Origin of the sequence: Pseudomonas sp. N040 (assembly GCF_015637705.1) — a bacterium.
Classification (GTDB): Bacteria; Pseudomonadota; Gammaproteobacteria; order Pseudomonadales; family Pseudomonadaceae; genus Aquipseudomonas.
On record NZ_JADOBE010000007.1, the window covers coordinates 156,994 to 183,262 of the forward strand.

At 59.6% G+C, this 26,269-nt stretch carries 24 protein-coding genes; 6 read left to right on the forward strand and 18 right to left on the reverse strand.

Annotation, left to right across the window (positions count from 1 at the left end; translation table 11 throughout):
* The first annotated feature begins 76 nt into the window (after positions 1 to 76).
* Positions 77 to 1,420, forward strand: coding sequence for an aminodeoxychorismate synthase component I (pabB, locus tag ISX93_RS11980; RefSeq protein WP_195778952.1), 1,344 nt, complete (start codon positions 77 to 79; stop codon positions 1,418 to 1,420).
* 61 nt (positions 1,421 to 1,481) lie between these two features.
* On the opposite strand, the gene thrH is transcribed toward pabB, so the two are convergent.
* Positions 1,482 to 2,099, reverse strand: a complete 618-nt coding sequence (gene thrH / locus ISX93_RS11985; RefSeq protein ID WP_195778953.1) for a bifunctional phosphoserine phosphatase/homoserine phosphotransferase ThrH — start codon at positions 2,097 to 2,099, stop codon at positions 1,482 to 1,484.
* Between the two features lie 177 nt (positions 2,100 to 2,276).
* Here thrH and ISX93_RS11990 point away from each other — a divergent pair, with 177 nt between their 5' ends.
* Positions 2,277 to 3,011 (forward strand): phosphoadenylyl-sulfate reductase, encoded by a 735-nt coding sequence (locus ISX93_RS11990; RefSeq protein ID WP_195778954.1) that lies wholly within the window; start codon positions 2,277 to 2,279, stop codon positions 3,009 to 3,011.
* A 53-nt stretch (positions 3,012 to 3,064) separates the two neighbouring features.
* On the opposite strand, the gene cysB is transcribed toward ISX93_RS11990, so the two are convergent.
* The 4 genes from cysB to ISX93_RS12010 form a co-directional block, all read right to left on the reverse strand.
* Entirely contained in the window at positions 3,065 to 4,039 is a 975-nt protein-coding gene (gene cysB / locus ISX93_RS11995; protein WP_195778955.1) for an HTH-type transcriptional regulator CysB, read from the reverse strand.
* Between the two features lie 114 nt (positions 4,040 to 4,153).
* Positions 4,154 to 4,654 (reverse strand): universal stress protein, encoded by a 501-nt coding sequence (locus ISX93_RS12000; RefSeq protein ID WP_195778956.1) that lies wholly within the window; start codon positions 4,652 to 4,654, stop codon positions 4,154 to 4,156.
* 86 nt (positions 4,655 to 4,740) lie between these two features.
* Positions 4,741 to 5,646, reverse strand: coding sequence for a 5'-nucleotidase (locus tag ISX93_RS12005; RefSeq protein ID WP_195778957.1), 906 nt, complete (start codon positions 5,644 to 5,646; stop codon positions 4,741 to 4,743).
* Complete coding sequence (locus tag ISX93_RS12010; RefSeq protein WP_195778958.1) at positions 5,643 to 6,614, reverse strand: putative 2-dehydropantoate 2-reductase; 972 nt, start codon at positions 6,612 to 6,614, stop codon at positions 5,643 to 5,645. The genes ISX93_RS12005 and ISX93_RS12010 overlap by 4 nt, the downstream gene beginning before the upstream one ends.
* 312 nt (positions 6,615 to 6,926) lie before the next feature.
* Here ISX93_RS12010 and ISX93_RS12015 point away from each other — a divergent pair, with 312 nt between their 5' ends.
* A complete protein-coding gene (locus tag ISX93_RS12015; RefSeq protein WP_195778959.1) occupies positions 6,927 to 8,003 on the forward strand; it encodes a 3-deoxy-7-phosphoheptulonate synthase in 1,077 nt (358 codons plus the stop codon).
* A gap of 121 nt (positions 8,004 to 8,124) precedes the next feature.
* Here the strand turns inward: ISX93_RS12015 and sucD are convergent, their stop codons facing one another.
* From sucD to sdhC, 9 genes are all read right to left on the reverse strand, one after another.
* Complete coding sequence (gene sucD, locus ISX93_RS12020) at positions 8,125 to 9,009, reverse strand: succinate--CoA ligase subunit alpha (RefSeq protein WP_195778960.1); 885 nt, start codon at positions 9,007 to 9,009, stop codon at positions 8,125 to 8,127.
* A complete protein-coding gene (sucC, locus tag ISX93_RS12025; protein WP_195778961.1) occupies positions 9,009 to 10,175 on the reverse strand; it encodes an ADP-forming succinate--CoA ligase subunit beta in 1,167 nt (388 codons plus the stop codon). Before sucC ends, sucD begins: the two co-directional genes overlap by 1 nt.
* A 179-nt stretch (positions 10,176 to 10,354) precedes the next feature.
* The gene (lpdA, locus tag ISX93_RS12030) at positions 10,355 to 11,791 is read right to left on the reverse strand and encodes a dihydrolipoyl dehydrogenase (protein WP_195778962.1); all 1,437 of its coding nucleotides are present in this window, start codon (positions 11,789 to 11,791) and stop codon (positions 10,355 to 10,357) included.
* Between the two features lie 65 nt (positions 11,792 to 11,856).
* Complete coding sequence (gene odhB / locus ISX93_RS12035) at positions 11,857 to 13,068, reverse strand: 2-oxoglutarate dehydrogenase complex dihydrolipoyllysine-residue succinyltransferase (protein ID WP_195778963.1); 1,212 nt, start codon at positions 13,066 to 13,068, stop codon at positions 11,857 to 11,859.
* A gap of 86 nt (positions 13,069 to 13,154) precedes the next feature.
* Positions 13,155 to 15,986, reverse strand: coding sequence for a 2-oxoglutarate dehydrogenase E1 component (locus tag ISX93_RS12040; RefSeq protein WP_195778964.1), 2,832 nt, complete (start codon positions 15,984 to 15,986; stop codon positions 13,155 to 13,157).
* Between the two features lie 231 nt (positions 15,987 to 16,217).
* Entirely contained in the window at positions 16,218 to 16,922 is a 705-nt protein-coding gene (locus ISX93_RS12045) for a succinate dehydrogenase iron-sulfur subunit (RefSeq protein WP_195779032.1), read from the reverse strand.
* A gap of 26 nt (positions 16,923 to 16,948) precedes the next feature.
* A complete protein-coding gene (gene sdhA, locus ISX93_RS12050; protein WP_195778965.1) occupies positions 16,949 to 18,721 on the reverse strand; it encodes a succinate dehydrogenase flavoprotein subunit in 1,773 nt (590 codons plus the stop codon).
* A 3-nt stretch (positions 18,722 to 18,724) separates the two neighbouring features.
* Positions 18,725 to 19,093, reverse strand: coding sequence for a succinate dehydrogenase, hydrophobic membrane anchor protein (sdhD, locus tag ISX93_RS12055; RefSeq protein ID WP_195778966.1), 369 nt, complete (start codon positions 19,091 to 19,093; stop codon positions 18,725 to 18,727).
* Positions 19,087 to 19,461 (reverse strand): succinate dehydrogenase, cytochrome b556 subunit, encoded by a 375-nt coding sequence (gene sdhC, locus ISX93_RS12060; protein ID WP_195778967.1) that lies wholly within the window; start codon positions 19,459 to 19,461, stop codon positions 19,087 to 19,089. The genes sdhD and sdhC overlap by 7 nt, the downstream gene beginning before the upstream one ends.
* 355 nt (positions 19,462 to 19,816) lie before the next feature.
* Here sdhC and gltA point away from each other — a divergent pair, with 355 nt between their 5' ends.
* Positions 19,817 to 21,103: a citrate synthase gene (gltA, locus tag ISX93_RS12065; protein ID WP_195778968.1), complete on the forward strand. Its 1,287-nt coding sequence runs from the start codon at positions 19,817 to 19,819 to the stop codon at positions 21,101 to 21,103.
* 42 nt (positions 21,104 to 21,145) lie between these two features.
* Here the strand turns inward: gltA and ISX93_RS12070 are convergent, their stop codons facing one another.
* Positions 21,146 to 21,403 carry a YkgJ family cysteine cluster protein gene (locus ISX93_RS12070; protein WP_195779033.1) on the reverse strand — a complete coding sequence of 86 codons (258 nt, stop codon included), beginning with the start codon at positions 21,401 to 21,403 and terminating at the stop codon, positions 21,146 to 21,148.
* Positions 21,404 to 21,584: 181 nt separating this feature from the next.
* On the opposite strand from ISX93_RS12070, the gene ISX93_RS12075 reads away from it, so the two are divergent.
* On the forward strand, positions 21,585 to 21,926 hold the full coding sequence (locus ISX93_RS12075) for a DMT family protein (protein WP_195778969.1): 342 nt from the start codon (positions 21,585 to 21,587) through the stop codon (positions 21,924 to 21,926).
* 46 nt (positions 21,927 to 21,972) lie between these two features.
* On the opposite strand, the gene ISX93_RS12080 is transcribed toward ISX93_RS12075, so the two are convergent.
* On the reverse strand, positions 21,973 to 22,845 hold the full coding sequence (locus tag ISX93_RS12080) for an NAD(P)-dependent oxidoreductase (RefSeq protein ID WP_195778970.1): 873 nt from the start codon (positions 22,843 to 22,845) through the stop codon (positions 21,973 to 21,975).
* A 156-nt stretch (positions 22,846 to 23,001) separates the two neighbouring features.
* Between ISX93_RS12080 and ppnP the strand changes: the two genes are divergently transcribed.
* Entirely contained in the window at positions 23,002 to 23,283 is a 282-nt protein-coding gene (ppnP, locus tag ISX93_RS12085) for a pyrimidine/purine nucleoside phosphorylase (RefSeq protein WP_195778971.1), read from the forward strand.
* 81 nt (positions 23,284 to 23,364) lie between these two features.
* Here the strand turns inward: ppnP and ISX93_RS12090 are convergent, their stop codons facing one another.
* Both ISX93_RS12090 and ISX93_RS12095 read right to left on the reverse strand, forming a co-directional pair.
* The gene (locus ISX93_RS12090) at positions 23,365 to 25,143 is read right to left on the reverse strand and encodes an ABC transporter transmembrane domain-containing protein (RefSeq protein WP_195778972.1); all 1,779 of its coding nucleotides are present in this window, start codon (positions 25,141 to 25,143) and stop codon (positions 23,365 to 23,367) included.
* Positions 25,143 to 26,267 (reverse strand): ATP-NAD kinase family protein, encoded by a 1,125-nt coding sequence (locus ISX93_RS12095; RefSeq protein ID WP_195779034.1) that lies wholly within the window; start codon positions 26,265 to 26,267, stop codon positions 25,143 to 25,145. Before ISX93_RS12095 ends, ISX93_RS12090 begins: the two co-directional genes overlap by 1 nt.
* Positions 26,268 to 26,269: the final 2 nt, after the last annotated feature.

The window sequence follows — 26,269 nt, forward strand, 5'->3', positions numbered from 1 at the left end:
GGTTTGCCGGGTTTTTCTTTTAGACGGCAGGGCATGCCGTCTACAATCGCTTATTGATCCCGCCTGACCGTTGCTCATGTCCGTCTGCACCATTCACTCACTGACCTATCGTACCGATCCGGCCGACTATTTCGGTCGCGTGCATCAGGCGAACGGTGCTGTGCTGCTGGACGCTGGCCGGCCCGTAGCCGAACGCGGCCGTTTTGACATCATCAGTGCCTGGCCAGAGCAGCAGTTGCAGCCAGATGCTGACGAAAGTGCCCGCGACTTCCTCCAACGCCTGCGCGAGTCGGTTGCCGCCCTGGGTTCTGCTGAGGTTCCGGACGGCCATGAGCTACCCTTTGCCGGCGGCCTGATTGGCTATCTGTCCTACGACTTCGGCCGCCGCCTGGAGCGCATCGAGAACATCGCTGTCGATGACCTGCACCTGCCGGATGCGTGCTTTGGCCTGTATGCCTGGGCGCTGATCAGTGACCACCTGCAGCAGACCAGCCAGCTGGTTTTTCATCCGGCTCTGCCTGCCGGGAAGCGCGGCGACCTGCTGCAGCTGTTTTCTCAAGCAGACGCTGCCGCTGCAGGCAGCTTCAGCCTTTGCAGCGCGTTTCAGGCCAATCTTGACCAGCAGGCCTATCACGCCGCATTCAGCAAGATCCGCCAGTACATAGAGGCAGGGGACTGCTATCAGGTGAATTTCACCCAGCGTTTCCAGGCCAGCTGTAGCGGCGATCCACTGACTGCTTACCAGGCATTGCGCAGCGCCTGCCCTACCCCGTTTGCCGCTTATCTGGCATTACCAGACTCCGGCGCCATTCTGAGTCTCTCTCCCGAGCGCTTTCTGCAGGTCAGCCAGGGCCGGGTCGAAACACGCCCGATCAAGGGCACCCGTGCACGCGGCAGATCCGCCAGTGACGACCTGCACCTGGCCGATGAACTGCTGAACAGCCCTAAAGACCGTGCCGAAAACCTGATGATTGTCGATCTGCTGCGCAATGACCTGGGCCGCAGTTGCGCCACCGGTTCGGTACAGGTGCCCGAACTGTTTGCGCTGGAGAGTTATCCGAACGTGCACCACCTGGTGAGCAGCATCACCGGGCAACTATCACCCGGCAAAGATGCGCTGGATCTGTTGGCCGGCAGCTTCCCGGGAGGGTCGATCACTGGCGCCCCGAAGATCCGGGCCATGCAGATCATCGAGGAACTCGAACCCACGCGCCGTTCGATCTACTGCGGATCGATCCTGTACCTGGATGTACGTGGCGAAATGGACAGCTCCATCGCCATCCGCAGCCTGCTGGTGAAGGATGGCACCGTCAGCTGCTGGGGTGGTGGCGGCATCGTGGCCGACTCCGACTGGCAGGCCGAGTACCGCGAGTCGATCACCAAGGTAAAGGTCCTACTGGATACCCTGGAAAACCTTTGAGCTGCAACTGCACCCAGCCCGCGCCGGAGACTTCCGGCGCGGGCTGGCGAAGAGACGCTGACTAGAGGCTGAGTTCGCGGCTGGAAGCCTTGAGGAACTCCTGCTTGAGCTCTGCAAAGGTATGCACCGCCGGGAATTGCGGAAACTCGCGAATCACATTCTCCGGAGCGTGGAACAGGATTCCGGCATGGGCTTCGGCCAGCATGGTGGTGTCGTTATACGAGTCACCTGCAGCAATTACCCGGTAATACAGGCTTTTCAGTGCCACTACCGACTGCCGCTTGGGATCCCGCTGGCGCAACTGGTAACTGACCACCCGGTCGGTCTCATCGGTTATCAAGCGGTGGCACAGCAGGGTCGGAAACCCCAACTGGCGCATCAACGGCTGGGAAAACTCGTAGAAAGTGTCGGAGAGAATGACTACCTGAAAGCGCTCACGCAGCCAGTTGACGAATTCCAGCGCGCCTTCCAGCGGCTTCAGGGTGGCAATCACTGCCTGTATATCCGCGAGCTTGAGACCGTGTTCATCGAGGATGCGCAAGCGCTGCTTCATCAGCACGTCATAGTCGGGAATATCCCGGGTAGTCGCCTTGAGCGATTCGATTCCGGTTTTTTCGGCAAAGGCGATCCAGATTTCCGGAACCAGCACACCTTCGAGGTCGAGACAGGCGATTTCCACGAGAGCATCCTCGGTTGTTTTATGAAGGCGGCACTCTAACGACTCGCCGCGCAGGCTGCAATCCATGCGCGTCGGGGATCAGGCATGCCTGCAACAAGTGCTCCGCCTGCGCCTGTGGTTTTGGTAAGATTCAAGAACCAAAGCGCCCAACGATAGCCTGATCCGGAAACCCGCCTGATGAACCCAGCCATTGACGTTGCCACCCTGGCCAGCACTTATGCGGGCAAGTCCCCGCAGGAGATACTGAAACTCGCTTTCGAGCTGTTTGGCGACGATCTGTGGATTTCCTTCAGCGGCGCCGAAGATGTCGTGCTCGTCGACATGGCGTGGAAGCTCAACAAGCAGGTCAAGGTTTTCACCCTGGATACCGGTCGCCTGCACCCCGAGACGTACCGGTTTATCGACCAGGTGCGCACGCACTATGGCATTGCCATCGAGGTACTCTCGCCCGACCCGGTCAAGCTTGAACCCATGGTCAGGGAGAAGGGCCTGTTCAGCTTCTATAAGGACGGTCACGGCGAGTGCTGCGGCATTCGCAAGATTGCCCCGCTCAAACGCAAACTGAGTACCGTCAAGGCCTGGGCAAGTGGGCAGCGGCGCGACCAGAGCCCCGGGACGCGCAGCCAAGTGGCTGTTTTCGAGGTCGATACGGCTTTCTCTGCGCCGGATCGGCCCTTGTACAAGTTCAACCCGCTGGCACAGATGAGCAGCGAAGAGGTTTGGGCCTACATTCGCATGCTTGAACTGCCGTACAACAGCCTGCACGATCGCGGTTTTGTCAGTATTGGCTGCGAACCCTGCACCCGTCCGGTATTACCCAATCAGCATGAACGCGAAGGACGCTGGTGGTGGGAGGAAGCAACGCAGAAGGAATGCGGTCTGCACGCCGGCAATCTGATCGCCAAGGGCTGACAGACAGCAAAAGGCCGGGGAAACCGGGCCTTTTGCTGCAGTATCAGGCTCAATCAGTGGGTTGGCAGCAGCACATCCTTGAACAGCTCATCGATCTCGGCCTTGCCGTGACATTGCATGGCCTTGTTCAGCACTTCGCGGGTCAGATGCGGGGCAAAGTTGCTGATGAAGTCACACATGTAGCCACGCAGGAAGGTTCCGCGACGGAAACCGATCTTGGTCACGCTTGCTTCAAACAGGCCACTGGCATCCAGCGCCACCAGATCGCTGTCCAGCTTCTCGTCAACCGCCATCCGCGCCACGATCCCCACGCCAAGGCCAAGGCGGACATAGGTCTTGATTACATCGGCATCCGCCGCCGTGAACACTACTTTCGGCGTCAAACCACGGTGGCCGAAGGCCTCGTCGAGTTTTGAGCGGCCGGTGAAACCAAATACATAGGTAACGATCGGGTACTCGGCCAGCGCCTCGAGGGTGAGCTTGGGCAACTTGCTCAGCGGGTGCCCCTGGGGTACCACCACGCAACGGTTCCAGCGGTAGCACGGCATCATGATCAGGTCCGTGAAGTGCTCAAGCGCCTCGGTGGCGATGGCGAAGTCCACCGTGCCATCAGCAGCCATTTCGGCAATTTGCATCGGCGTTCCCTGGTGCATGTGCAAGGCTACATCCGGATACTGCTTGATGAAGTTGCTGATCACCGCGGGCAACGCGTAGCGCGCCTGGGTATGCGTAGTGGCAATGGTCAGCGTGCCCTTCTTCTCATTGGAAAACTCCTGGGCAATCTGCTTGATGCTGTCGACCTTGCGCAGGATCTCACCGGCAGTGCCGATGATTCGCTCTCCCGCGGGCGTAATGCGAGTCAAATGCTTGCCGCTGCGGGAAAACACCTCGACGCCGAGTTCATCCTCCAGCAGGCGAATCTGTTTGCTGATCCCGGGTTGTGAGGTGTACAGACTCTGCGCCGTTGCCGAGACATTCAAATCATGGTGCGCTACTTCCCAGATGTAGCGAAGTTGCTGGAGCTTCATAGGTTTCCCTCAAGATGGATGGCCGCAGCATCGGGTGGCGACTTGGTTTTATAACCAGATGGATGGTCAGCTATTCAAATTTAGTCGATTTATCCAAGTTTGCCCATTTTTTGATCAACTATCCATCCACCCGCGATGTTGCAGCATCGGAATCAAATACACAGGAACCACAGAGAGCTGGATCAGACGTGAGGCAGTTCGCCCCAGGGACGACTCCAGGGCCGCGCCATGGCTATGGCTGCCGATAACCAGCAGCTGGGCATTCAACCGGTTAATTTCATCCAGCACGACCTGGGGCGGGTCGCCTTGCACTACGTTGACTGAAGCAATCAGCCCGAGGTCAGCCTGCGCGTCACCCAACTCCTCACGAAAACTCTCGTAGACACGCTGCTTGATACTGGCCATGACATTGGCCAGGCCTTTGTCACGCAGTTGCTGCAGCGAGTCATCATCCAGATAGGTCTGCAAAACCGACTCGGCAAACAGGCCAAAAGGCTCGACTGCATGGATCACGTGCAGTCGAGCCCCGAATGCGCGGGTCAGCGCCAGCGCATGTTGCAGCACATAGGATGAATAGAGCCCCAGATCGGTGGCATAGAGAATCGAGCGGATCACGCAGCTTCCTCATAACCGCGAATACGGCATATTTTGAGCTTAGAAGCTGTTTCACAGATCAGCGAGAGGGGATTGCACCTGCCCGATCAGCACGGCGTTTCGTTACTCACACCATGCGGTACATGGCCGGTTGCCACGACATCCCGGGCCTTCTCGCAGTGACCGGCCTGGTCATCGAAGAACACGTCGGCCGCAAACGCCTCGAGAAAGGCGGCCTTGTCCAGGCCACCCAGAAACAGCGACTCATCCAGCCGAATGTTCCAGTCACGCAACGTGCGAATCACCCGCTCATGGGCGGGAGCCGAGCGGGCCGTGACCAGCGCGGTGCGAATCGGGCACTGCTCCTCCGGAAATTCCCGCTGCAGCAGGTTGAGCGCCGCCAGAAAAGGCTTGAATGGTCCGCCCCCGAGCGGCTCGCGTGCGGCTTCGCGCTCATGGGCCTGAAATGCTGCCAGCCCGCCGCTTTGGTAGACCCGCTCGGAGTCATCGGCAAACAGCACGGCATCGCCATCGAAGGCAATACGCAGCTCATTGCTGGCTGCACGGCGCGGACCGCCGGAAAGGATCGTGGCGGCGGCAAAACCGGCGTCCAGCGCGCTGCGCACGTCCTCGGCATGGGTAGACAGGAACAGATGGCAGCCGAATGCAGCCAGATATGGGTATGGACTGCGGCCCCCGACAAAGGCTGCCCGCGAGATCGCCAGGCCGTAGTGCTGGATCGAGTTGAACACCCGCAGTCCGGTATCGGCACTGTTACGCGAAACCAGAATCACCTCAACCCGTTGCTGGCCCAGGGAATCATTCAGCGACAGCAGTTTTTCCACCAACGGATAGGCATCACCCTGGGCAAGTATCTCCTCCTCATGCTCAATCTGATATTGACGATAGGCTTCAACACCCTGCGTCTCGTAAATCCGGTGGCTTTCACTCAGGTCCAGCAAGGCCCGCGAAGAAATGGCCAGCACCAGCTTGTCACCCAATCCCTTGCTCATTGTGCTGCCTCCACGCGATTGCGCTGATCGAGAAAACTAAGCGTCTGCAGGAGCATCTGCAGGCGTGGGAGAGCACAACCTGCCGCTGCGGCGGCAGCCAGGGGTGTCATATAGATGGCCTTGAGCTCAAGGGGCCGGCGCAGGCTGAAGTCGTGGTACATGCTGGGCAGATAGTCGGGCATCCGATCGGTCGACTTCATCACCCGCTCCGCGTAAGCATCCGGCAACGCATGGCCACAGGCGGCCGCCGCATGGACAACCTCCTGCATCAGTGCCTGCACCAGCTCTCGCGAGTGTGGATTGCCCATCAGGGCAGTGGTTCCGGCATTCAGCACCACGGACAAACCGTTAAAGGGCACATTCCACACCAGTTTTTGCCAGCGCCCCTGTTCAAGGTTGCTCAAGACAGTCGATTCAAGGCCGGCATGGCGAAACAGTGCAGCCCCCGCCTCCAGCATGGCTTGCCGCGAGGCCTGGTCGGCTGCCGGACCAGAGTGATAGCCGAGGCTCAGCATGCCCTGGGACTGGTGCACGATACGCCCTAGAGCGCCCCGGTGGATGCAAATGAAGCACAGCCCGCCGAACAGATGCAGTGAGTCATCCAGCCCGGGGCGCAGCTCATCCTCAACCCCGAGACCGTTCTGCAGGAGGATCACCCTGGCCCCGGTGGCTGCTGCCTGGTTGATCAGTGGTGCCAGCGCTGCATTGCTGGAGCTTTTGGCCGCCACCAGCAGCCAGTCGCATTGGGGCATGTCCGCCACATCGCGGTAGACCTGGGCCGGATGCAAATCCAGCGACCCGTGCAGCGCACTATCGATATGCAGGCCCTGCTCGCGGACAATGGCGTAATCGCTTCGCAGCAAGAAGTGCACGTCATATCCGGCCCTGGCCAGCATCAGTCCATAAAAACCACCAATAGCCCCTGCACCTATGACGCCGATACGCGGGGTTGAGACGGAACGTCGCATCACAAAATCCTCAGTCTGGCGTGCCTAAAAATGATTTGACCTGCATACGACAACCGCACGGCTGATTGGAGCAGCTCGCCCGGCTTGATGAAGCCGGCGAGAGAACAATAACAGTCCTGGCTGGCCGATTTAACCGGAAACGCCGGGTCATCGGCATCAACTTCCAGATTTCCAGTGCTTCACCATTGTCGAGTCGGCGCTTAACGCGCTAAGGTTCCGGTTCCTCGCTTGGCTGTTCAAGTTTCGCTTGGCGGCAAAGCCCTAGCGACTCCGATCCTGCGATCCAATTACCCTTACCTGATGACTAGCACGATGGCTGATTTACCGATTGATGACCTTAATGTTGCTTCCAATGAGACGCTGATCACGCCGGAACAACTGAAACAAGAACTCCCGCTGAGCCCCGCCGCCCAGCGCACCGTTGCCCATGGCCGCCAGGTCATCCGCGACATTCTCGATGGCAAGGATCACCGACTCTTCATCGTAGTGGGCCCCTGCTCTATCCACGATATCAAGGCAGCCCATGAATATGCCGAGCGCCTGAAGAAACTGGCCGCTGAAGTCTCCGACAGCCTGTTCCTGGTGATGCGCGTCTACTTCGAGAAGCCCCGTACCACGGTGGGCTGGAAAGGCCTGATCAACGACCCCTACCTGGATGACTCCTTCAAGATTCAGGACGGCCTGCACATCGGTCGCAAGCTGCTGCTCGATCTGGCCGAGATGGGTCTGCCCACCGCCACCGAAGCGCTCGATCCGATCTCCCCGCAGTACTTGCAGGACCTGATCAGCTGGTCGGCAATCGGCGCCCGCACTACCGAGTCGCAGACTCACCGCGAGATGGCTTCCGGGCTGTCCTCGGCTGTCGGCTTCAAGAACGGGACAGACGGCAGCCTGACGGTGGCCATCAACGCCCTGCAATCGGTTTCCAGTCCGCACCGCTTCCTCGGCATCAACCAGAAGGGTGGCGTTTCCATCGTGACCACCAAGGGCAATGCCTATGGCCACGTGGTGCTGCGCGGCGGCAATGGCAAGCCCAACTATGATTCAGTCAGCGTTGCCATCTGCGAGCAGGAACTGGCCAAAGGCAAGATTTCCCGCAACATCATGGTCGACTGCAGTCATGCCAACTCCAACAAGGATCCGGATCTGCAGCCACTGGTGATGGACAATGTCGCCAACCAGATACTCGAAGGCAACACTTCGATTGTCGGGCTGATGGTTGAAAGTCATCTGGGTTGGGGCAGCCAGTCCATCAACAAGGATCTGAGCCAGCTCAAGTACGGGGTATCCATCACCGATGCCTGCATCGACTGGGACACTACCGAGAAAACCCTGCGCGGCATGCATGAAAAGCTCAAGGATGTCTTGCCGAAGCGTCGCCGCGGCTGAACCCAAGCCTTGCCCTCGATAAAATGCCTGCTGATGGCGGGCATTTCTACAGGTCAAACAGCCCCGCACGACTGCACACAAAAAAGCCACCGAAAGGTGGCTTTTTGCTTACCGCTCAGACTCAGCCTTTGACTTGCCAGCCGGTCAGCTCGGCCAGGGCCTTGCCGATGTCGGCCAGCGAACGCACGGTCTTCACACCGGCATCCTGCAGTGCGGCAAATTTCTCGTCTGCCGTGCCCTTGCCACCGGAGATGATGGCGCCAGCGTGGCCCATGCGTTTGCCCGCAGGGGCAGTCACGCCGGCGATGTAGGACACCACTGGCTTGGTCACATTGGCCTTGATGAAGGCAGCGGCTTCTTCTTCAGCCGAACCGCCGATCTCGCCGATCATCACGATCGCCTCGGTCTTCGGGTCTGCCTGGAACAGCTTGAGGATGTCGATGAAGTTGGAGCCTGGGATCGGGTCGCCACCGATGCCCACGCAGGTCGACTGGCCGAAGCCGGCGTCGGTGGTCTGCTTCACGGCTTCATAGGTCAGGGTGCCGGAACGCGACACGATGCCAACCTTGCCCGGCAGGTGGATATGCCCGGGCATGATGCCGATCTTGCACTCGCCGGGAGTGATCACACCCGGGCAGTTCGGGCCGATCAGAACCACGCCCAACTCGTCACACTTGACCTTGGCTTCGAGCATGTCGATGGTCGGAATGCCTTCAGTGATGCAGACAATCAGCTTGATGCCAGCGAAGGCCGCCTCAAGGATCGAGTCCTTGCAGAACGCTGCCGGCACATAGATCACACTGGCGTCAGCGCCTGTAGCTGCTACTGCATCCTTGACGGTATTGAATACCGGCAGGCCAAGGTGAGTGCTACCGCCTTTGCCCGGCGTTACACCGCCAACCATCTTGGTGCCATAGGCGATGGCTTGTTCGCTGTGAAAAGTGCCCTGACTTCCGGTGAAACCCTGGCAGATTACTTTTGTATCTTTATTGATCAGGACGCTCATTACTTGCCCTCCGCGGCTTTTACTACCTGCTGCGCAGCATCGGTCAGACTGGTAGCCGCGATGATGTTCAATCCGCTTGCAGCCAGCACCTGGGCGCCGAGCTCGGCATTGTTGCCTTCCAGGCGAACCACGACCGGGATCTTCACGCCGACTTCCTTGACTGCGCCGATGATGCCTTCGGCAATCATGTCGCAACGCACGATGCCACCGAAGATGTTCACCAGAACGGCCGCGACATTGCTGTCGGACAGGATGATCTTGAACGCTTCCGTTACCCGCTCCTTGGTGGCGCCACCGCCAACGTCAAGGAAGTTGGCCGGCTTGCCGCCGTGCAGGTTGACGATGTCCATGGTGCCCATGGCCAGACCGGCACCGTTGACCATGCAGCCGATGTTGCCGTCCAGGGCAACGTAATTGAGCTCGAACCTGGCCGCATGGGCTTCGCGCGGATCGTCCTGGGACGGGTCATGCATCGCGCGCAGCTTCGGCTGGCGATACATGGCGTTGCTGTCGATGTTGATCTTGGCATCCAGGCAATGCAGATTGCCCGCTTTGGTGATGACCAGTGGGTTTACTTCCAGCAGGGCCAGATCGTAATCCTGGAACAGTTTGGCCAGGCCGACGAAGATGTTGGTGAACTGCTTGATCTGGTCACCCTTCAGGCCAAGCTGGAAAGCCAGCTCGCGACCCTGGAACGGCTGGGCGCCGACCAGCGGATCGATGGTGGCCTTGAGGATCTTCTCGGGAGTGTCATGGGCGACTTTCTCGATATCCACGCCACCCTCGGTGGAGGCCATGAACACGATGCGGCGACTGGAGCGATCGACCACGGCGCCGAGGTACAGCTCCTTGTCGATATCGGTGCAGGACTCCACCAGGATCTTGGTGACCGGCTGGCCATTGGCGTCCGTCTGGTAGGTCACCAGGCGCTGGCCCAGCCACTGCTGGGCAAAAGCCTTGGCGTCTTCCTTGCTGCGAACCAGTTTCACACCACCGGCCTTGCCGCGACCGCCGGCATGTACCTGGGCCTTGACGACCCACTCGGTGCCGCCGATTTCATCGCAGGCTGCTGCGGCTTCCGCCGGAGTGTCTACTGCAATGCCCTGGGATACGGGCAAGCCGTACTCAGCAAACAACTGCTTACCCTGATACTCGTGGAGATTCATGCTTTTCTACCGTCTTCAAATGGGTATTGCGCATTTCAGCACCGTACTTGTGGTACGGCACCACCTGTTACCACTTCCTTGGAAGGATAAGGTCGGTCATCGAATAGAACCGCTATAGTTCTTGCCGAGGTGACCGCCCTGGTAAAGCGGCCCTTACCAGGTAAGGGCCAATTCTGGCTTTAGCGTTTCTTGCGATTGGCAATGTGGATGGCGTGACCATTCACCGCAAGGGCTGCTTCATGCAGGGCTTCGGACAAGGTCGGATGGGAGAACACCATCATCCCCAGATCCTCGGCACTGGTACCGAACTCCATACCGATTGCACCCTGCTGAACCAGTTCGGCGGCGCCCGGGCCAATCACATGTACGCCCAGCACACGGTCGCTGGTCGCATCGGCAATCACCTTCACCAGACCGCCGGTATCGTTGGCCGCCATCGCCCTGCCACTGGCAGCAAACGGAAACACGCCAACATTGACCGCAACGCCTTCCGCCTTGAGGGTCTGTTCGGTCTTGCCAACCCAGGCAATCTCGGGGTGGGTGTAGATAACCGAGGGGATCAGGTCGTAGTTCATCTGTGCCTTGTGGCCAGCAATGCGCTCGGCAACCATGACGCCCTCTTCCGAGGCCTTGTGGGCGAGCATCGGGCCACGCACCACGTCACCCACGGCATAGACGCCCGGAACGCTGGTGGCGCAATGGTCATCGACGAAGATGAAGCCGCGTTCATCAAGCTTCACGCCGCAATCAGCCGCCAGCACATTCGTGGTCACCGGACGCCGGCCTACCGCCACGATCAGCTTGTCAAAGGTCGATTTCTGCTCGCCAACGGCATCGGTGAACGTAACCGTGACTTGCTTCTTCTTGATTTCCGAGCCGGTCACGCGGGCGCCCAGGCGAATATTCAGGCCTTGCTTGGTAAAGGTCTTGAGCGCTTCCTTGGCGACTTGCTCGTCAGCCATCGGCAGAAACTTGTCCAGTGCTTCAAGCACCGTGACCTCGGCGCCCAGACGAGCCCATACCGAACCCAGCTCCAGGCCGATGACCCCTGCGCCGATGACGCAAAGCTTCTTCGGCACTTCCAGGAAGTCCAGCGCACCCGTCGAGTCGACGATCACATTCTGGTCTACGGGCGCCGGCGGGATATCGATTGGTTTGGAACCGGAAGCGATGATGACGTTCTCGGCCTCGATTATCTCTATGCTGCCATCCGCTGCCGTGAGCTCGACCTGCTTGTTCGCCAGCAGCTTGCCGTGACCTTCCAGCAGGGACACGCCATTGGCCTTGAACAGCGTGCTGACACCACCAGTCAGGTTTTTTACAATCACGTCCTTGCGCCCGACCATGGCTGGCACGTCAATGCTGACGCCCTTGACCTCAATGCCATGCACCTTGAAGCCTTCGCTAGCCTCGTGATACTTCCACGAACTGTCCAGCAACGCCTTGGAGGGGATACAGCCAACATTCAGGCAGGTTCCACCCAGTGCAACCTTGCCCTGCTTGTCCTGATACTTCTCGATACAAGCAGTCTTCAGTCCAAGTTGCGCGGCCTTGATCGCTGCCACATAACCTCCAGGGCCGGCACCAATCACAACCACATCAAATTTCTGTGTCATAACTTTTTCCTTCTCGGGTAAAACGGGACGGCATGGATTAGATGCCGTCCTTGCTTGGCTTGCGCTCAGATGTCCAACAGCAGGCGGGCCGGATCTTCCAGCAGGTTCTTGATGGTCACCAGGAAGCTGACAGCCTCCTTTCCGTCGATCAGGCGGTGATCGTAGGACAGCGCCAGGTACATCATCGGACGGATAACCACCTGGCCGTTGATGGCCATCGGGCGCTGCAGGATGTTGTGCATGCCCAGGATGGCTGCTTGCGGTGGGTTGACAATCGGCGTCGACATCATCGAACCGAAAGTACCGCCATTGGTGATGGTGAAGGTGCCACCGGTCATCTCTTCGATCGACAACTTGCCGTCGCGCGCCTTCTTGCCAAAGATCGCGATGCCGTTCTCGACGTCGGCCAGGCTCATCAGCTCCGCATTGCGCAGTACCGGCACCACCAGACCACGGTCGCTGGAGACGGCCACCCCGATATCCTGGTAGCCGTGGTAGACGATGTCGGTGCCGTCGATCGAGGCATTGACCGCCGGAAAGCGCTTCAGCGCTTCCACGGCAGCCTTGACGAAAAATGACATGAAACCCAGGCGCACGCCGTTATGGGTCTTCTCGAACAGGTCTTTGTATTTCGAGCGCAGCGCCATGACTTCGGTCATGTCGACTTCGTTGAAGGTGGTCAGCATCGCCATCGACGACTGAGCCTCGACCAGACGCTCGGCTACCTTGGCGCGCAAGCGGGTCATCGGCACACGTTTCTCGATGCGATCACCTTCGGCGAAGAGCGGTGCCTCGGCGGCTGGCGCAACTGCCTTCAGCGGAGCAGCCGGCGCGGATTTCTTCGCCTCCACAGCAGCCACTGCATCTTCCTTGGTGACTCGCCCGCCTTTGCCTGTGCCAGTGATGCTGGCCGGATCGAGGCCACCCTCCTCCGCCAGCTTGCGCGCTGCCGGAGAAAGTATTGCAGCCGCAGATGCAGGATTAGCAGGTGCAGCGGCAACCGCAGCCGGGGCAGCCGGGGCAGCAGCAGTAACCGCTCCGCCCTCGCCCAGACGACCGAGCAATTCACCGCTCAGAACGGTCTCGCCCTCGTTCTTGACGATTTCCGCAAGAACACCATCGGCCTCGGCAAGTACCTCCATGACCACCTTGTCGGTCTCGATATCCACCAGCAATTCATCCCGCTTAACTGCCTCGCCCGGCTTTTTGTGCCAGGTTGCAACTGTGCCGTCAGCAACCGATTCAGGGAATGTGGGTGCTTTGATGTCGATAGCCATGCTCTAGTGTTCCTGTCTATGTTCGTTCTGTTCTGCGTAGCTGCTGCACAAGCTCGGGTGCGACAGCCCCATTCGTTCGTCTGTGGTTAAACCGTAAAGGCATCTTGTAGCAATCTTTCCTGCTGCTCCGCATGCATCGAGGCGTAGCCACATGCGGGTGCAGCCGAAGCGTCCCTGCCCGCATATTCCAGAAACAACGACCGCTTGTGTGCACTGGCGACACGGCGCATGTGATGCTGACTGCAATACCAAGCGCCCTGATTCATTGGCTCTTCCTGGCACCAGACAATGTGCTTGAGGTTTTTGTAGGCCGAAATCGCCTCCGCAAGATCACTCTCCGGGAATGGATACAGCTGTTCGATGCGAACGATTGCAATATCGTCACGCCCTTCAAGCCGGCGCTTCTCGAGCAAGTCGTAATAAACCTTGCCGCTGCAGAGAATCAGACGCTCGATCTTTTTCGGATCATGCTCATCAATCTCGCCAATAACCGTCTGGAATGCGCCTTCAGCCAGATCCTCGAGTGTCGAGATAGCCAATTTGTGCCGCAGCAGCGACTTGGGCGTCAATGCGACCAAAGGCTTACGCAGAGGGCGAACCACCTGCCGGCGCAGCATGTGATAGACCTGAGCAGGAGTAGTCGGGATGCAAACCTGCATATTGTGTTCAGCACACAGTTGCAGATAGCGCTCCAGTCGGGCTGAGGAGTGCTCGGGCCCTTGGCCTTCGTAGCCATGGGGCAGCAGCATGGTCAGCCCGCAGAGCCGGCCCCACTTGTGCTCGCCGCTGGAAATGAACTGGTCGAACACCACTTGGGCGCCGTTGGCAAAATCACCAAACTGGGCTTCCCAGACCACCAATGCATTGGGCATGGTGGTCGAGTAGCCGTATTCGAAGGCCAGCACTGCCTCCTCCGAGAGGTAGGAGTCGTACAGGTCAAAGCGCGGCTGATCCTCGCTCATGTGCTGCAAGGGCAGATAGGTGCTCGCGTCTTTCTGGTTATGCAGGGCGGCATGCCGGTGCGAGAAAGTTCCGCGCCCCACATCCTGACCGGTAATGCGTACCGGATGGCCATCATTCAACAGTGTCGCGTAAGCCAGGTTTTCCGCATATCCCCAGTTGATCGGCAATGCGCCTGCCGTCATTTTCTGGCGATCCTCAAGAATCTTGGCTACCTGGCGCTGCACCACGAGGCCATCCGGCAGATCCAGCAGCTTGTCGGCGAGCTTCTGCAAGGTTTTCAGATTGACCCTGGTGTCATAATGACCAGTCCAGACGTGTCCCAGATAGGGGCGCCAATCGACGAAGAGCTCCTTGTTGGGCTCTTTTACCAGACTTTTGACAACATGCTGACCGTTGTCTAGAGCCGTGCGGTACTCGTCGATCTTGTCCTGAACACCTTGTGCACTGAGCACACCCGCATTAACCAAAGTAGCGGCATACAGTTCACGGGTCGTGGTCTGTTTGGCGATCTGCTGGTACATCAGGGGCTGCGTGCCACTCGGCTCATCCGCCTCGTTATGTCCACGACGGCGGTAGCAGACCAGATCAATCACCACATCGCGCTTGAACTGCATGCGGTAATCGACCGCCAGTTGGGTCACGAACAAGACCGCTTCCGGATCATCACCGTTCACATGAAAGATCGGCGCCTGAATCATCTTGGCGACGTCAGTGCAATATTCGGTAGAGCGAGCATCCTCTGGACGACTGGTGGTGAATCCCACCTGGTTGTTGATCACGATATGAATGGTACCGCCAGTCTTGTAGCCCCGGGTCTGGGACATCTGGAAGGTTTCCATCACCACGCCTTGCCCGGCAAAGGCCGCATCGCCGTGAATCGAGATCGGCAGGACCTTCTCCCCGGCGAAATCCTTGCGGCGATCCTGGCGCGCACGCACAGACCCCTCGACAACCGGCGAGACGATTTCAAGATGCGAAGGGTTGAACGCCAGCGCCAGGTGAACTTCCCCACCCTGCGTCATCACATTGGATGAAAAACCCTGATGGTACTTGACGTCACCCGAACTGAGCCCGGCAGTCTTCTTGCCTTCGAACTCGTCGAACAATTCACGTGGATTCTTGCCGAAGGTATTTACCAGGACGTTCAGGCGGCCACGGTGAGCCATGCCGATAACGATTTCCTTGGTGCCGTAGGAGCCACTGCGCTGGATCACTTCATCCAGCAAGGGGATCAGGCTCTCGCCGCCCTCCAGACCAAAACGCTTGGTACCCGGATACTTGGTGCCCAGGTACTTTTCCAGCCCTTCAGCGGCAGTCAGACGCTCAAGTAGATGCCTTTGCACTTCAACTGAGACGACCGGGCGGCCATGGACTTTTTCCAGACGCTGCTGGAACCACTTGCGCTGCTCGGAATCGACAATATGGGTAAATTCAGCCCCGATGGTGCGGCAATACGTCTGTTGCAGCGCCTGCTGGATTTCCCGCAGGGTTGCCTCGTTCTTGCCGATATACAATTCACCGGTATGAAAGCGTCCATCGAGGTCCGCATCGGTGAGGCCGTAATGATTGATCGAAAGATCGGAGGGAGGAGTTCGTTTCCACAGGCCCAGCGGATCAAGCTGGGCTGCCTGGTGACCGCGCATGCGATAAGCCTGGATCAGGCGGAGCACCTCGACCTGCTTTCTTTGTTGTTCATTGCTGACGCTACCCGCGGAAGCCGGTGCGGCGCGGCGAGGCCCCTTGCCAAGAAGAACGAATTGATCACGAATGGTGGAGTGCGAAACGTCGCTTGTAGCCAGGCCGGTTGCCGGGAGTTTCTGGAAATAGTTGCGCCATTCTTCAGGCACAGCATTCGGATCGTGCAGATAGAGCTCATAAAGCTCTTCAACATAGGCAGCGTTACCACCGGATAGGTGTGCGCTGTTCCACATGCGCTGCATCACGCTTTCTTGCATGCTAGGTCACCCTCTTGTAAGGGGAACGCTATCGGCGAAATCCGCTTCAACTTATCAGTCCAGTGCAGCGACTTGGTAAGCCACTACGAGTTCCGCAGACAGTCCGGGTACCAGCCCGGATCCCCTGCTGGTCGTCATATTCAAATGGAGTTGCGGCTTTGTGAGCTGCAGCCCGAGACAGAACCACTGCACCGGATGATTACCGGTGCCGCGGCAAAATAACTCTGTGTATCAGGTACCGCTTTGCAGCAGCATGTTGCGTACATGCCCGATAGCTTTGGTCGGATTCAAGCCCTTCGGACACACATTCACGCAGTTCATGATGCCGCGGCAACGGAACACGCTAAACGGGTCATCCAGAGCCGCCAGCCGCTCTGCTGTCTGGGTGTCACGACTGTCCGCCAGAAAGCGATAGGCTTGCAGCAGTGCTGCCGGGCCGAGGAACTTGTCAGGGTTCCACCAGAACGACGGGCAGGACGTCGAGCAGCATGCGCAGAGAATGCACTCATAAAGTCCATCCAGTTTTTCACGCTGGGCAGGCGACTGCAGACGCTCAATGGCTGGAGCCGGAGTGTCATTCTGCAGGTATGGCTGCACCTTCTCGTACTGCTTGTAGAAGATGCTCATGTCCACTACCAGGTCACGAATGACCGGCAAACCAGGCAATGGCCGAACGACCAGCTTGTTATTGGTCACCGTGGCAGACAGCGGCGTAATACAGGCCAGGCCGTTCTTGCCATTGACATTCATGCCATCCGAACCGCAGACGCCTTCACGGCAGGAGCGGCGATAGGAAAAGGTGACATCCTGTTCCTTGATCAACGCCAGCACGTCAAGAACCATGATGTCCTTGCCACCGGTGTCAACCTGGAAGTCCTGCATAACCGGAGCCGAGTCCTGCTCCGGGTTATAGCGATAGACACTGACTTGCAACATGTTGGCTTGAGACATACCCGCCACCCTTAATAAGTACGAATCATGGGTTCAAATACCGGAACGGTCTTGGGTGCAAAATTCACCGCACGCTTGGTCACGCGTTTCTCGCCCGGGAAGTACAGCGAATGGCACAGCCAGTTTTCATCATCGCGATCTTCATAGTCTTCACGAGCATGCGCACCACGCGACTCCTTGCGAACCTCGGCAGCTATCGCCGTGGCTTCAGCCACCTCAAGCAGATTCTGCAGCTCAAGGGCTTCGATGCGGGCGGTATTGAACGCCTGGCTCTTGTCGGCAATCTTCACGCCGCCGATGCGCTCGCGAAGGTCAGCCAGCTGGGCAATACCCTTCTGCATGTATTCGCCGGTACGGAACACACCGAAGTAGTTCTGCATGCAGTTCTGCAGCTCTTTACGCAGCGGTGCAACGTCTTCGCCCGAGGCACGCTCGTTAACACCGGACAGGCGCTTGAGCGACAGTTCCAAGTCGGACTCGCTGGCACCACGCAGCTCGATGCCTTCCTTGAGTGCCTTCTCCAGATGCAGGCCGGCCGCACGACCGAACACCACCAGGTCAAGCAGCGAGTTGCCGCCCAGCCGGTTGGCGCCATGCACCGATACGCAGGCCACTTCACCCACGGCAAACAAGCCTTCGATGATCTTGTCGTTGCCGTTGGCATCCTGCGTAATGGCCTGGCCATGAATATTGGTCGGCACGCCGCCCATCATGTAGTGGCAGGTCGGGATGACCGGAACCGGAGCCACCACGGGATCAACGTGGGCGAAGGTCTTCGACAGTTCGCAGATACCCGGCAGACGGCTGTGCAGCACGTCTTCGCCAAGGTGATCGAGCTTCAGCAGTACGTGATCCTTGTCCGGGCCACAACCATTACCGGCGATGACTTCCTTGACCATCGAGCGCGCAACCACGTCGCGGCCGGCCAGGTCCTTGGCGTTCGGCGCATAGCGCTCCATGAAGCGTTCGCCATGAGCGTTGATCAGATAGCCACCCTCGCCGCGGCAACCCTCGGTCACCAGCACGCCAGCGCCGGCGATGCCGGTCGGGTGGAACTGCCACATTTCGATGTCCTGCACCGGCACGCCGGCACGCAGGGCCATGCCCACGCCGTCACCCGTATTGATCAGCGCGTTGGTGGTTGACGCATAGATGCGCCCGGCACCGCCGGTGGCCAGAACCACGGCCTTGGAGCGTATATAAACAGTTTCACCCGTTTCGATGCAGATGGCGATGACACCAACGATGGCACCGTCCTGGTTCTTCACCAGATCTACCGCATACCACTCGTTGAGAAACGAGGTACCACTCTTCAAATTGGCCTGATAGAGGGTGTGCAGCAGTGCATGACCGGTACGGTCAGCGGCGGCGCAGGTACGCGCGGCCTGGCCACCCTTGCCGTAGTCCTTGGACTGGCCACCGAAAGGACGCTGATAGATGCGCCCCTGTTCAGTGCGCGAGAACGGCAAGCCCATGTGCTCGAGTTCGAAGACCGCTTCCGGTCCGACAGAGCACATGTACTCGATAGCATCCTGATCACCGATGTAATCGGAGCCCTTCACGGTGTCGTACATGTGCCAGCGCCAATCGTCGTTCGGGTCGGCCGAAGCAATGGCACAGGTGATCCCGCCTTGGGCTGAAACGGTGTGCGAACGGGTTGGAAAAACCTTGGTGACCACAGCAGTCTTGTGACCGCCCTGCGCCAGCTGCAGAGCAGCCCGCATGCCGGCACCACCGCCACCAATGATGATGGCGTCATAGGAAAGAGTTGGAATGCTAGCCATGAATCAGATACCCCAGAGAATCTGTACGCCCCAGACAAACAGCACGAACATCACCATGCCGCAGAACGCCTGTACGAGAAACCGCACGCCGGTAGCCCACTTGCCCAAGGCCATCTGGGTCAAATAGTCGGTGGTTATGGTCCACATTCCCACCCATGCGTGCACGCTGATAGCCAGCAAAGCCAGGAGCGTAAAAATACGCATCCAGTTTTGCGCAAACAGGCCCTGCCAGTCGGCATAAGTCAGATTCGGGCTGGTAACCAGAAAACCCAGCAGAAACAGAAAGTAGGCGGCCAGGACAACGGCCGAAACACGCTGCGCCATCCAGTCATACAGACCCGAGCGCGAAAAATTCGTTACGTTGGTTACCATATCCAGACTCCCGCCAACACAATCAGCACCACGGAGACCACCAAGACAATCTTGGAGCCCAGCTTGCCGCCTTCCAGCGTTTCACCAATGCCGGCATCCATGACCAGATGACGCACACCGGCCACCAAGTGGTAGAGCAATGCGGACAACAGCCCCCACAGCACCAGCTTGACCAGCGGGCTGGTCAGGCACTCCTTGACCTGGGCAAAACCCTCTTCCGAAGAGAGCGACATGTCCAGCACATAGAGCAACACTGCAAGTCCGAAGAACAGGATCACACCGGAGATCCGGTGCAGGATTGAGGTGTAGGCAGTGATCGGGAGTTTTATAGTCCGAAGATCAAGATTTACAGGTCGTTGGCTATTCACGGCTTCTTAATCACACTGAGGCCCCTGGAAACAGGGCAAGTTGTCGGGAAGTGCACTAGCAGGTACCTATCACCCGAGAGTGACGACCACCAGCGCAACGGAATTTCACCCCCGGCGGTCGGATGCGGAGTATAGGACAGCGCGCCCCTTCGTGACAATGCAAACACCCCCTCCTACTGGCGCATTGTACTTGGGCAAAAAATGGCGTATGTACTGCTCGAAAGTGGTGCAAACCCTTCAGAAGCAACGCTTTTGGCCCCTCCAAGGCAAATTGACTTTCAGTTTTTTGTCCCTATAGTGTTGCCGTCCCAGAGTCGGGGCTGACAGATGATTTCAAGCAATTAGGGAGGCCACAATGGCTGACAATAAAGCGCAGTTGATCATCGAGGGCTCCGCCCCGGTCGATCTGCCTATTTTGAATGGCACGGTCGGTCCTGACGTGATCGATGTACGTGGTCTTACTGCCACTGGCCGCTTCACGTTTGACCCAGGTTTCATGTCGACAGCTTCCTGCGAGTCGAAAATCACCTATATCGATGGCGACAAGGGCATCCTCCTGCATCGCGGTTACCCGATCGAGCAGCTCGCGCAAAACTCCGATTACCTCGAAACCTGCTTTCTCCTGCTCAACGGCGAACTGCCGACCGCAGCCGAGAAGGAAAAGTTTGTCGGCATCATCAAGAACCACACCATGGTTCACGAACAACTGAAAACCTTCTTCAACGGTTTCCGCCGCGATGCCCACCCGATGGCGGTAATGTGCGGCGTAGTTGGTGCGCTTTCGGCGTTCTACCATGACTCGCTGGATATCAAGAATCCGAAGCACCGTGAAATCTCGGCCATGCGCCTGATTGCCAAGATGCCCACGCTGGCGGCAATGGCCTACAAGTACTCCATGGGCCAACCCATGATGTACCCGCGCAATGATCTGACTTACGCGGAAAACTTCCTGCACATGATGTTCAACACCCCGTGCGAGATAAAACCGATCAATCCGGTTCTGGCCAGAGCCATGGACAAGATCTTCATCCTGCACGCGGATCACGAGCAGAACGCCTCGACTTCGACCGTGCGTCTTGCCGGTTCGTCCGGCGCCAATCCATTCGCCTGTATCGCTTCGGGTATCGCTGCTCTCTGGGGCCCGGCTCACGGCGGCGCCAACGAAGCCGTGCTGAGCATGCTGGACGAGATTGGCAGCGTCGAGAACATCGAAAAATTCATCGCCAAGGCCAAGGACAAGAACGATCCGTTCAAGCTGATGGGCTTTGGCCATCGCGTCTACAAGAACTTCGACCCGCGCGCCACGGTCATGAAAAAGACCTGTGATGAAGTGCTGGCCGAACTGGGCATCAATGATCCGAAGCTGGAACTGGCCATGCGCCTGGATGAAATCGCCCGCAACGATCCCTATTTCGTTGAGCGCAACCTTTACCCGAACGTGGACTTCTACTCGGGTATCATTCTCAAGGCAATCGGGATTCCGACCAGCATGTTCACCGTGATCTTTGCGGTATCGCGCACCGTTGGCTGGATCTCGCACTGGAAAGAAATGCTCTCCAGCCCTTACAAGATCGGCCGGCCACGCCAGCTGTACACAGGCTACGACCGTCGCGATTACGTGTCTCTGCAAGATCGCAAGTAATCCCGCAAGGGATAGTGACAAAGGCTGCCTCGGCAGCCTTTGTCATTTCTGTGCAGTGGCTTGCTCCAGCCAGCCGAGCAAGTGCAACGCTTCTGTCCGGCTCGCACCACAGACCTGCGGATCGGCGCTGAATGCCGCACACACGGCCGGACGCTCCGGATTACCGAAGAGCAGGCACAGATAATCTGCCGACAGTTGCACACAGCGCTCGCCTGCCGCCTTGCCGTTGGGCATGCCGGGAATGGCAGAAGTGATGGATGGCGCTATGCAACAGGCGCCACAACCAGCTCGACATTGCATTGAAGACATCTCGCAGAAAACCAGTGAGCCTGCGATTTTAAAGCGGATTACCGGGCAGGTCATGCCCCCCCTGCCCTGCCAAGACCTGCAGCTCGGCCAACCCTGCATTTGCCCCATTATTCTTGTGGCCAGCAATGCCACGGCTTAACCTGCGCGGGTTTAATCATCCGGAGTCAAAACCATGCCGGTCTGGCTGCAAAGCGCTGCCCTGCTGTCTCTTTCGAATATTTTCATGACCTTTGCCTGGTATGGCCACCTCAAGGCACTGAACAGCAAGCCCTGGATCATTGCCGCGCTGATCAGCTGGGGCATCGCGCTGTTCGAGTACCTTTTGATGGTGCCGGCCAACCGCATCGGTTACACCGAACTGTCGGTCGGACAACTGAAGATCATGCAGGAAGTCATCACCCTCAGCGTCTTCGTGCCGTTCAGCGTGCTGTACATGCAGCAACCCATGAAGCTGGACTACCTGTGGGCGGGCCTGTGCCTGCTGGGGGCGGTGTACTTTATCTTTCGCAACTGACCCTGCGCGGACAGTTCGCGGTTGAATGTGCAAATCACGCCAGGCGCTACCTGGCCGGCTTCAGCCGGGCTATCAGGCTCGAAGTGTCCCAGCGCTGGCCACCCATGGCCTGCACATCAGCATAGAACTGGTCGACCAGCGCCGTCACCGGCAGTTGCGCGCCATTGCGCCGCGCCTCGTCCAGCACGATAGCCAGATCCTTGCGCATCCAGTCCACGGCAAAACCAAAGTCGAACTTGCCGGCCAACATGCTCTGATGGCGATTTTCCAGTTGCCAGGACTGCGCGGCACCCTTGCTGATCACCTCCATGGCGCCAAGCCCGTCGAGGCCAGCACACTGGGCGAAATGCAGGGCTTCGGACAGCCCCTGCAGCAGCCCGCCGATGCAAATCTGGTTGACCATCTTGGTCAACTGGCCACTGCCAACCGGCCCCATCAGGCGGCTCATCTTGGCGTAGCACTCGATCACCGGGGCTACCCGGTCATAAAAAGCCTGCTCGCCACCGACCATGATGGTCAGCATGCCGTTCTCGGCACCGGCCTGACCGCCGGAAACCGGCGCATCGAGAAAGCCCAGCTCGCACTCGGCAGCGAGGATTGCCAGCTCGCGGGCCACATTGGCCGAAGCCGTGGTGTGATCGACCAGCACCGCCCCAGCGGTCATGCCGGCAAAGGCGCCATCCTCGCCCAGCAGGACTGCGCGCAGATCATCGTCGTTGCCGACGCAGGTCATCACGAACTCGGCGCCCGCGGCGGCCTCGCGCGGGGTGGCCGCACTGTCTCCGGCAAATTCGGCACACCAGAGCTCGGCCCTTGCCGGGTTGCGGTTGTACACACACACCTGATGCCCCTCGCAGGCCAGATGTCCGGCCATCGGAAACCCCATCACGCCCAGCCCGATAAACGCCACCTTTGCCATACATCACCTCCACAGAATCAAGGCAGCGAGCCTAGCACGCAGCAGACCGGACCTGCAGCCGGGTTAGCCAGCGATCCCGCGCCCTTTAGTGACGCCAGAGTATGGCTTGGGCATAATGCCCAACCCATTTTTCCACCCCTGCTCAAGGAATCCTGCATGTTCAAGGTCAACGAATACTTCGACGGCACCGTCAAATCCATCGCATTCGACATGCGCGAAGGCCCGGCCACCATCGGCGTGATGGCTGCTGGCGACTATGAATTCGGCACAGCCCAGCTGGAAGTGATGCATGTGATCGCCGGCGCCCTGAGCGTCAAGCTGCCCGGCAGCGACAGCTGGGAAACCTTTGCCGGCGGCAGCCAATTCACCGTCCCGGCCAACAGCAAGTTCCAGCTCAAAGTCGCCGAGGACACCGCCTACCTCTGCGAATACCGCTGAGAAAGCACTGAAAAGCCGGCCTCATGTGCAAGCAAGGGCCGGCTTTTGTGTCTTGTAGGTTGGGCTTCGTCGCTACGCGGCTCAACCCAAGCTAGTCTCGACCTCCTCCGGATTATTGAACTGCAACTCCGCCAGTCGCGCATACAGCGGGTTGCTGACCACCAGTTGCTGGTGCGTACCGAGTGCCACCAGTTGGCCGTGTTCGATCACCGCAATGCGGTCGGCGCCTTTCACGGTAGCCAGGCGGTGCGCGATCACCAGCGTAGTACGGCCGGCCATCAGGCCGGGCAAAGCCTGCTGGATCAGGTGTTCGCTTTCCGCATCCAGTGCGCTGGTAGCTTCGTCAAGCAACAGGATCGGCGCATCCACCAGCAGCGCCCGGGCAATTGCCAGGCGCTGGCGCTGGCCACCCGACAGTCCGAGGCCGGCGTCGCCCAGCCGGGTCTGGTAGCCCTGCGGCAGTTTCATGATGAAGTCATGGGCGTAAGCCGCCTTGGCTGCCGCCTCGACCTCCGCCTGGGTCGCCTGAGGCCGGCCATAGCGGATGTTGTCTTCCACGCTGCCGAAGAACAGTGCCGGATTCTGCGAGACCAGGGCAAAGCAGCGGCGCAGGTCGCCCGGCTCGAGCTGGCGCAGCGGCACACCCTCAATGCGGATCTCGCCCTGTTGCGGATCGAAGAAACGCAGCAGCAGATCGAACAGCGTCGACTTGCCGGCCCCGGACGGTCCGACCAATGCCAGGGTTTCCCCCGCCGCGACCGTCAAGTTGATGCCATCCACGGCAAACTGCTGCGGCCGTGACGGGTAGGCAAAACGCAGCTCGTGCAGTTCCAGCCGGCCGCTGACGCGCTCCGGCAGGCGTTGCAGGCCGATCGACGGCGCGCTGATGGCGTTGCGCTCGCGCAACAGCTCGGCGATGCGCTCGGCTGCGCCGGCTGCGCTCTGCAACTCGCCGATCACTTCGCTGATGGTGCCGAAGGAGGAGCCGACGATCAGGCTGTAGAACACAAACGCGGCCAGATCACCCGGGGAAATGCGCCCGGCAATCACATCCATGCCGCCGACCCAGAGCATCACCCCGACCGCACCGAGCACCAGCAGGATGACCACGCTGATCAGCAAGGCGCGCTGCTTGATGCGCTGGCGCGCCGTATGGAAGGCCGCCTCGGCCGTTTCGGCAAAGCGCGACTTGTCCTGCTGCTGGTGGTTGTAGGCCTGCACGGTCTTGATCTGGCCCAGCGTCTCGCCGACATAACTGCCGACATCCGCCACGCGATCCTGGCTCTGCCGGGACAGCGCGCGCACGCGCCGGCCGAACAGCAGGATGGGCGCCACCACCAGCGGCAGCGCGGCAATCACGATGGCGGTCAGCTTGACGTTGGTGAAGAACAGGAAAATCACCCCGCCGACCAGCATGATGCAGCTGCGCAAGGCCATCGACAGCGAGGAACCAATAACGGACTGCAGCAGCGTGGTGTCGGCCGTCAGGCGCGACTGGATCTCCGAACTGCGGTTGCTTTCATAGAACCCCGGATGCAGTTCAACCAGGTGATTGAACACGCGCTTGCGGATATCCGCCACGCAACGCTCGCCCAACCAGGAAACCAGGTAAAAGCGGATATAGGTGCCGACCGCCATCGCCACCACCAGCAGGAAGAACAGCGCAATCGACTGGTTCAACGCGCTCGGCGACTGGGTCGCCAGGCCCTGATCGACCAGCAGGCGAATGCCCTGGCCCATCGACAGGGTGATGACCGCGGTAAACAGCAGCGCCGCCAGCGCCCCCGCGACCCGCCAGCGGTAAGGCGCGATGAAGCGTCCAGCCAGTTGCAACGCATGGCGATGGCGGGCAGTGAGCATCAGGAATCTCCGGCGGCGTAACCTAGTGGATAAAGCAATTCTTCCTTGTAACCGGCCCAGACCCGCACGGCATCCGGAAAGCTGTCGTCCAGTTGCGGATCACCGCTATCGACCAGCAGCGGGCGGCCTTCGAGGGTGCCCAGCTTGCGCTTGGTGGCTACCACCCGCAATCGTTCAAGGCCGATGCTGCGCAACACGCGCGGGCTGATCTGCTGGTTGCCGCGACCGAGGATATGGCCCTGCCCGCCGATGGCGGTGACCAGCAGGTACGCCGGATGCCCGTCGACCAGTGCGAACAATTGCGCCTCGGTGAGGTCGCGACCGATCACCCGGCCATTCTCGATCACATCGACGCCGAGCAAGCTGGTTGCCAGGCCAAGCTGCTGCGCCAGCCCGTGCAGCGTCGAGCCGGGACCGAAGACATAACGCACGTCCACCTCCCAGCTGTCGTGCAGCCAGTCAGCCAGGTCGCCGAGTACCAGCTCCTCGGATTCCATTCCCGCCTGCTTGACGTGCTGCATGTACTGGCCGGGCTCCGGTACGGTCAGTTCGCCATACCAGCGCGCGGCTACCCTGCCCTCACGCAAGGCGCTCTCATCCAGATCGCGGACCTCGCCGGCGGTCAGCCGCACCAGGCCGCCGTCCAGCAGCTGTCGCGCCAGCTCGCCGGCCGCCCGCGGGCTGGTGGCATACACCCCGGAATGGATCTTCACCCCGGCCGGGATGCCCAGTACCGGCTGGCCTGCGCGTGCAGCGGCGCAGACATCGCGCGCCGTGCCATCGCCGCCGGCGAACAGGATCAGGGCACAGCCGGCATCCTGCAATTGCTGCACAGCGGCGCGGGTATCCGCCGCCGTGGTCGGGCCGGCATGCGGCTGGCCAAGCAGGCGCTGGCGAAAGCCCATCTGCGCCAGCAGGTCGCCCCCCATCGCGCCGGGAAAACAGACGAATTCGATACGCCCGGCCAGCGGCAACAGACGCTCCAGCGCCAACCGGGTCCGCGCCGCGGCGCGTGGCTCCGCGCCCAGCGCCAGGGCCTGCGCGGCCACCCCGTCGCTGCCCTTGAGCGCAACGCTGCCACCCAACCCGGCCAGCGGGTTGATGATCAGCCCCAGGCGAAACAGTG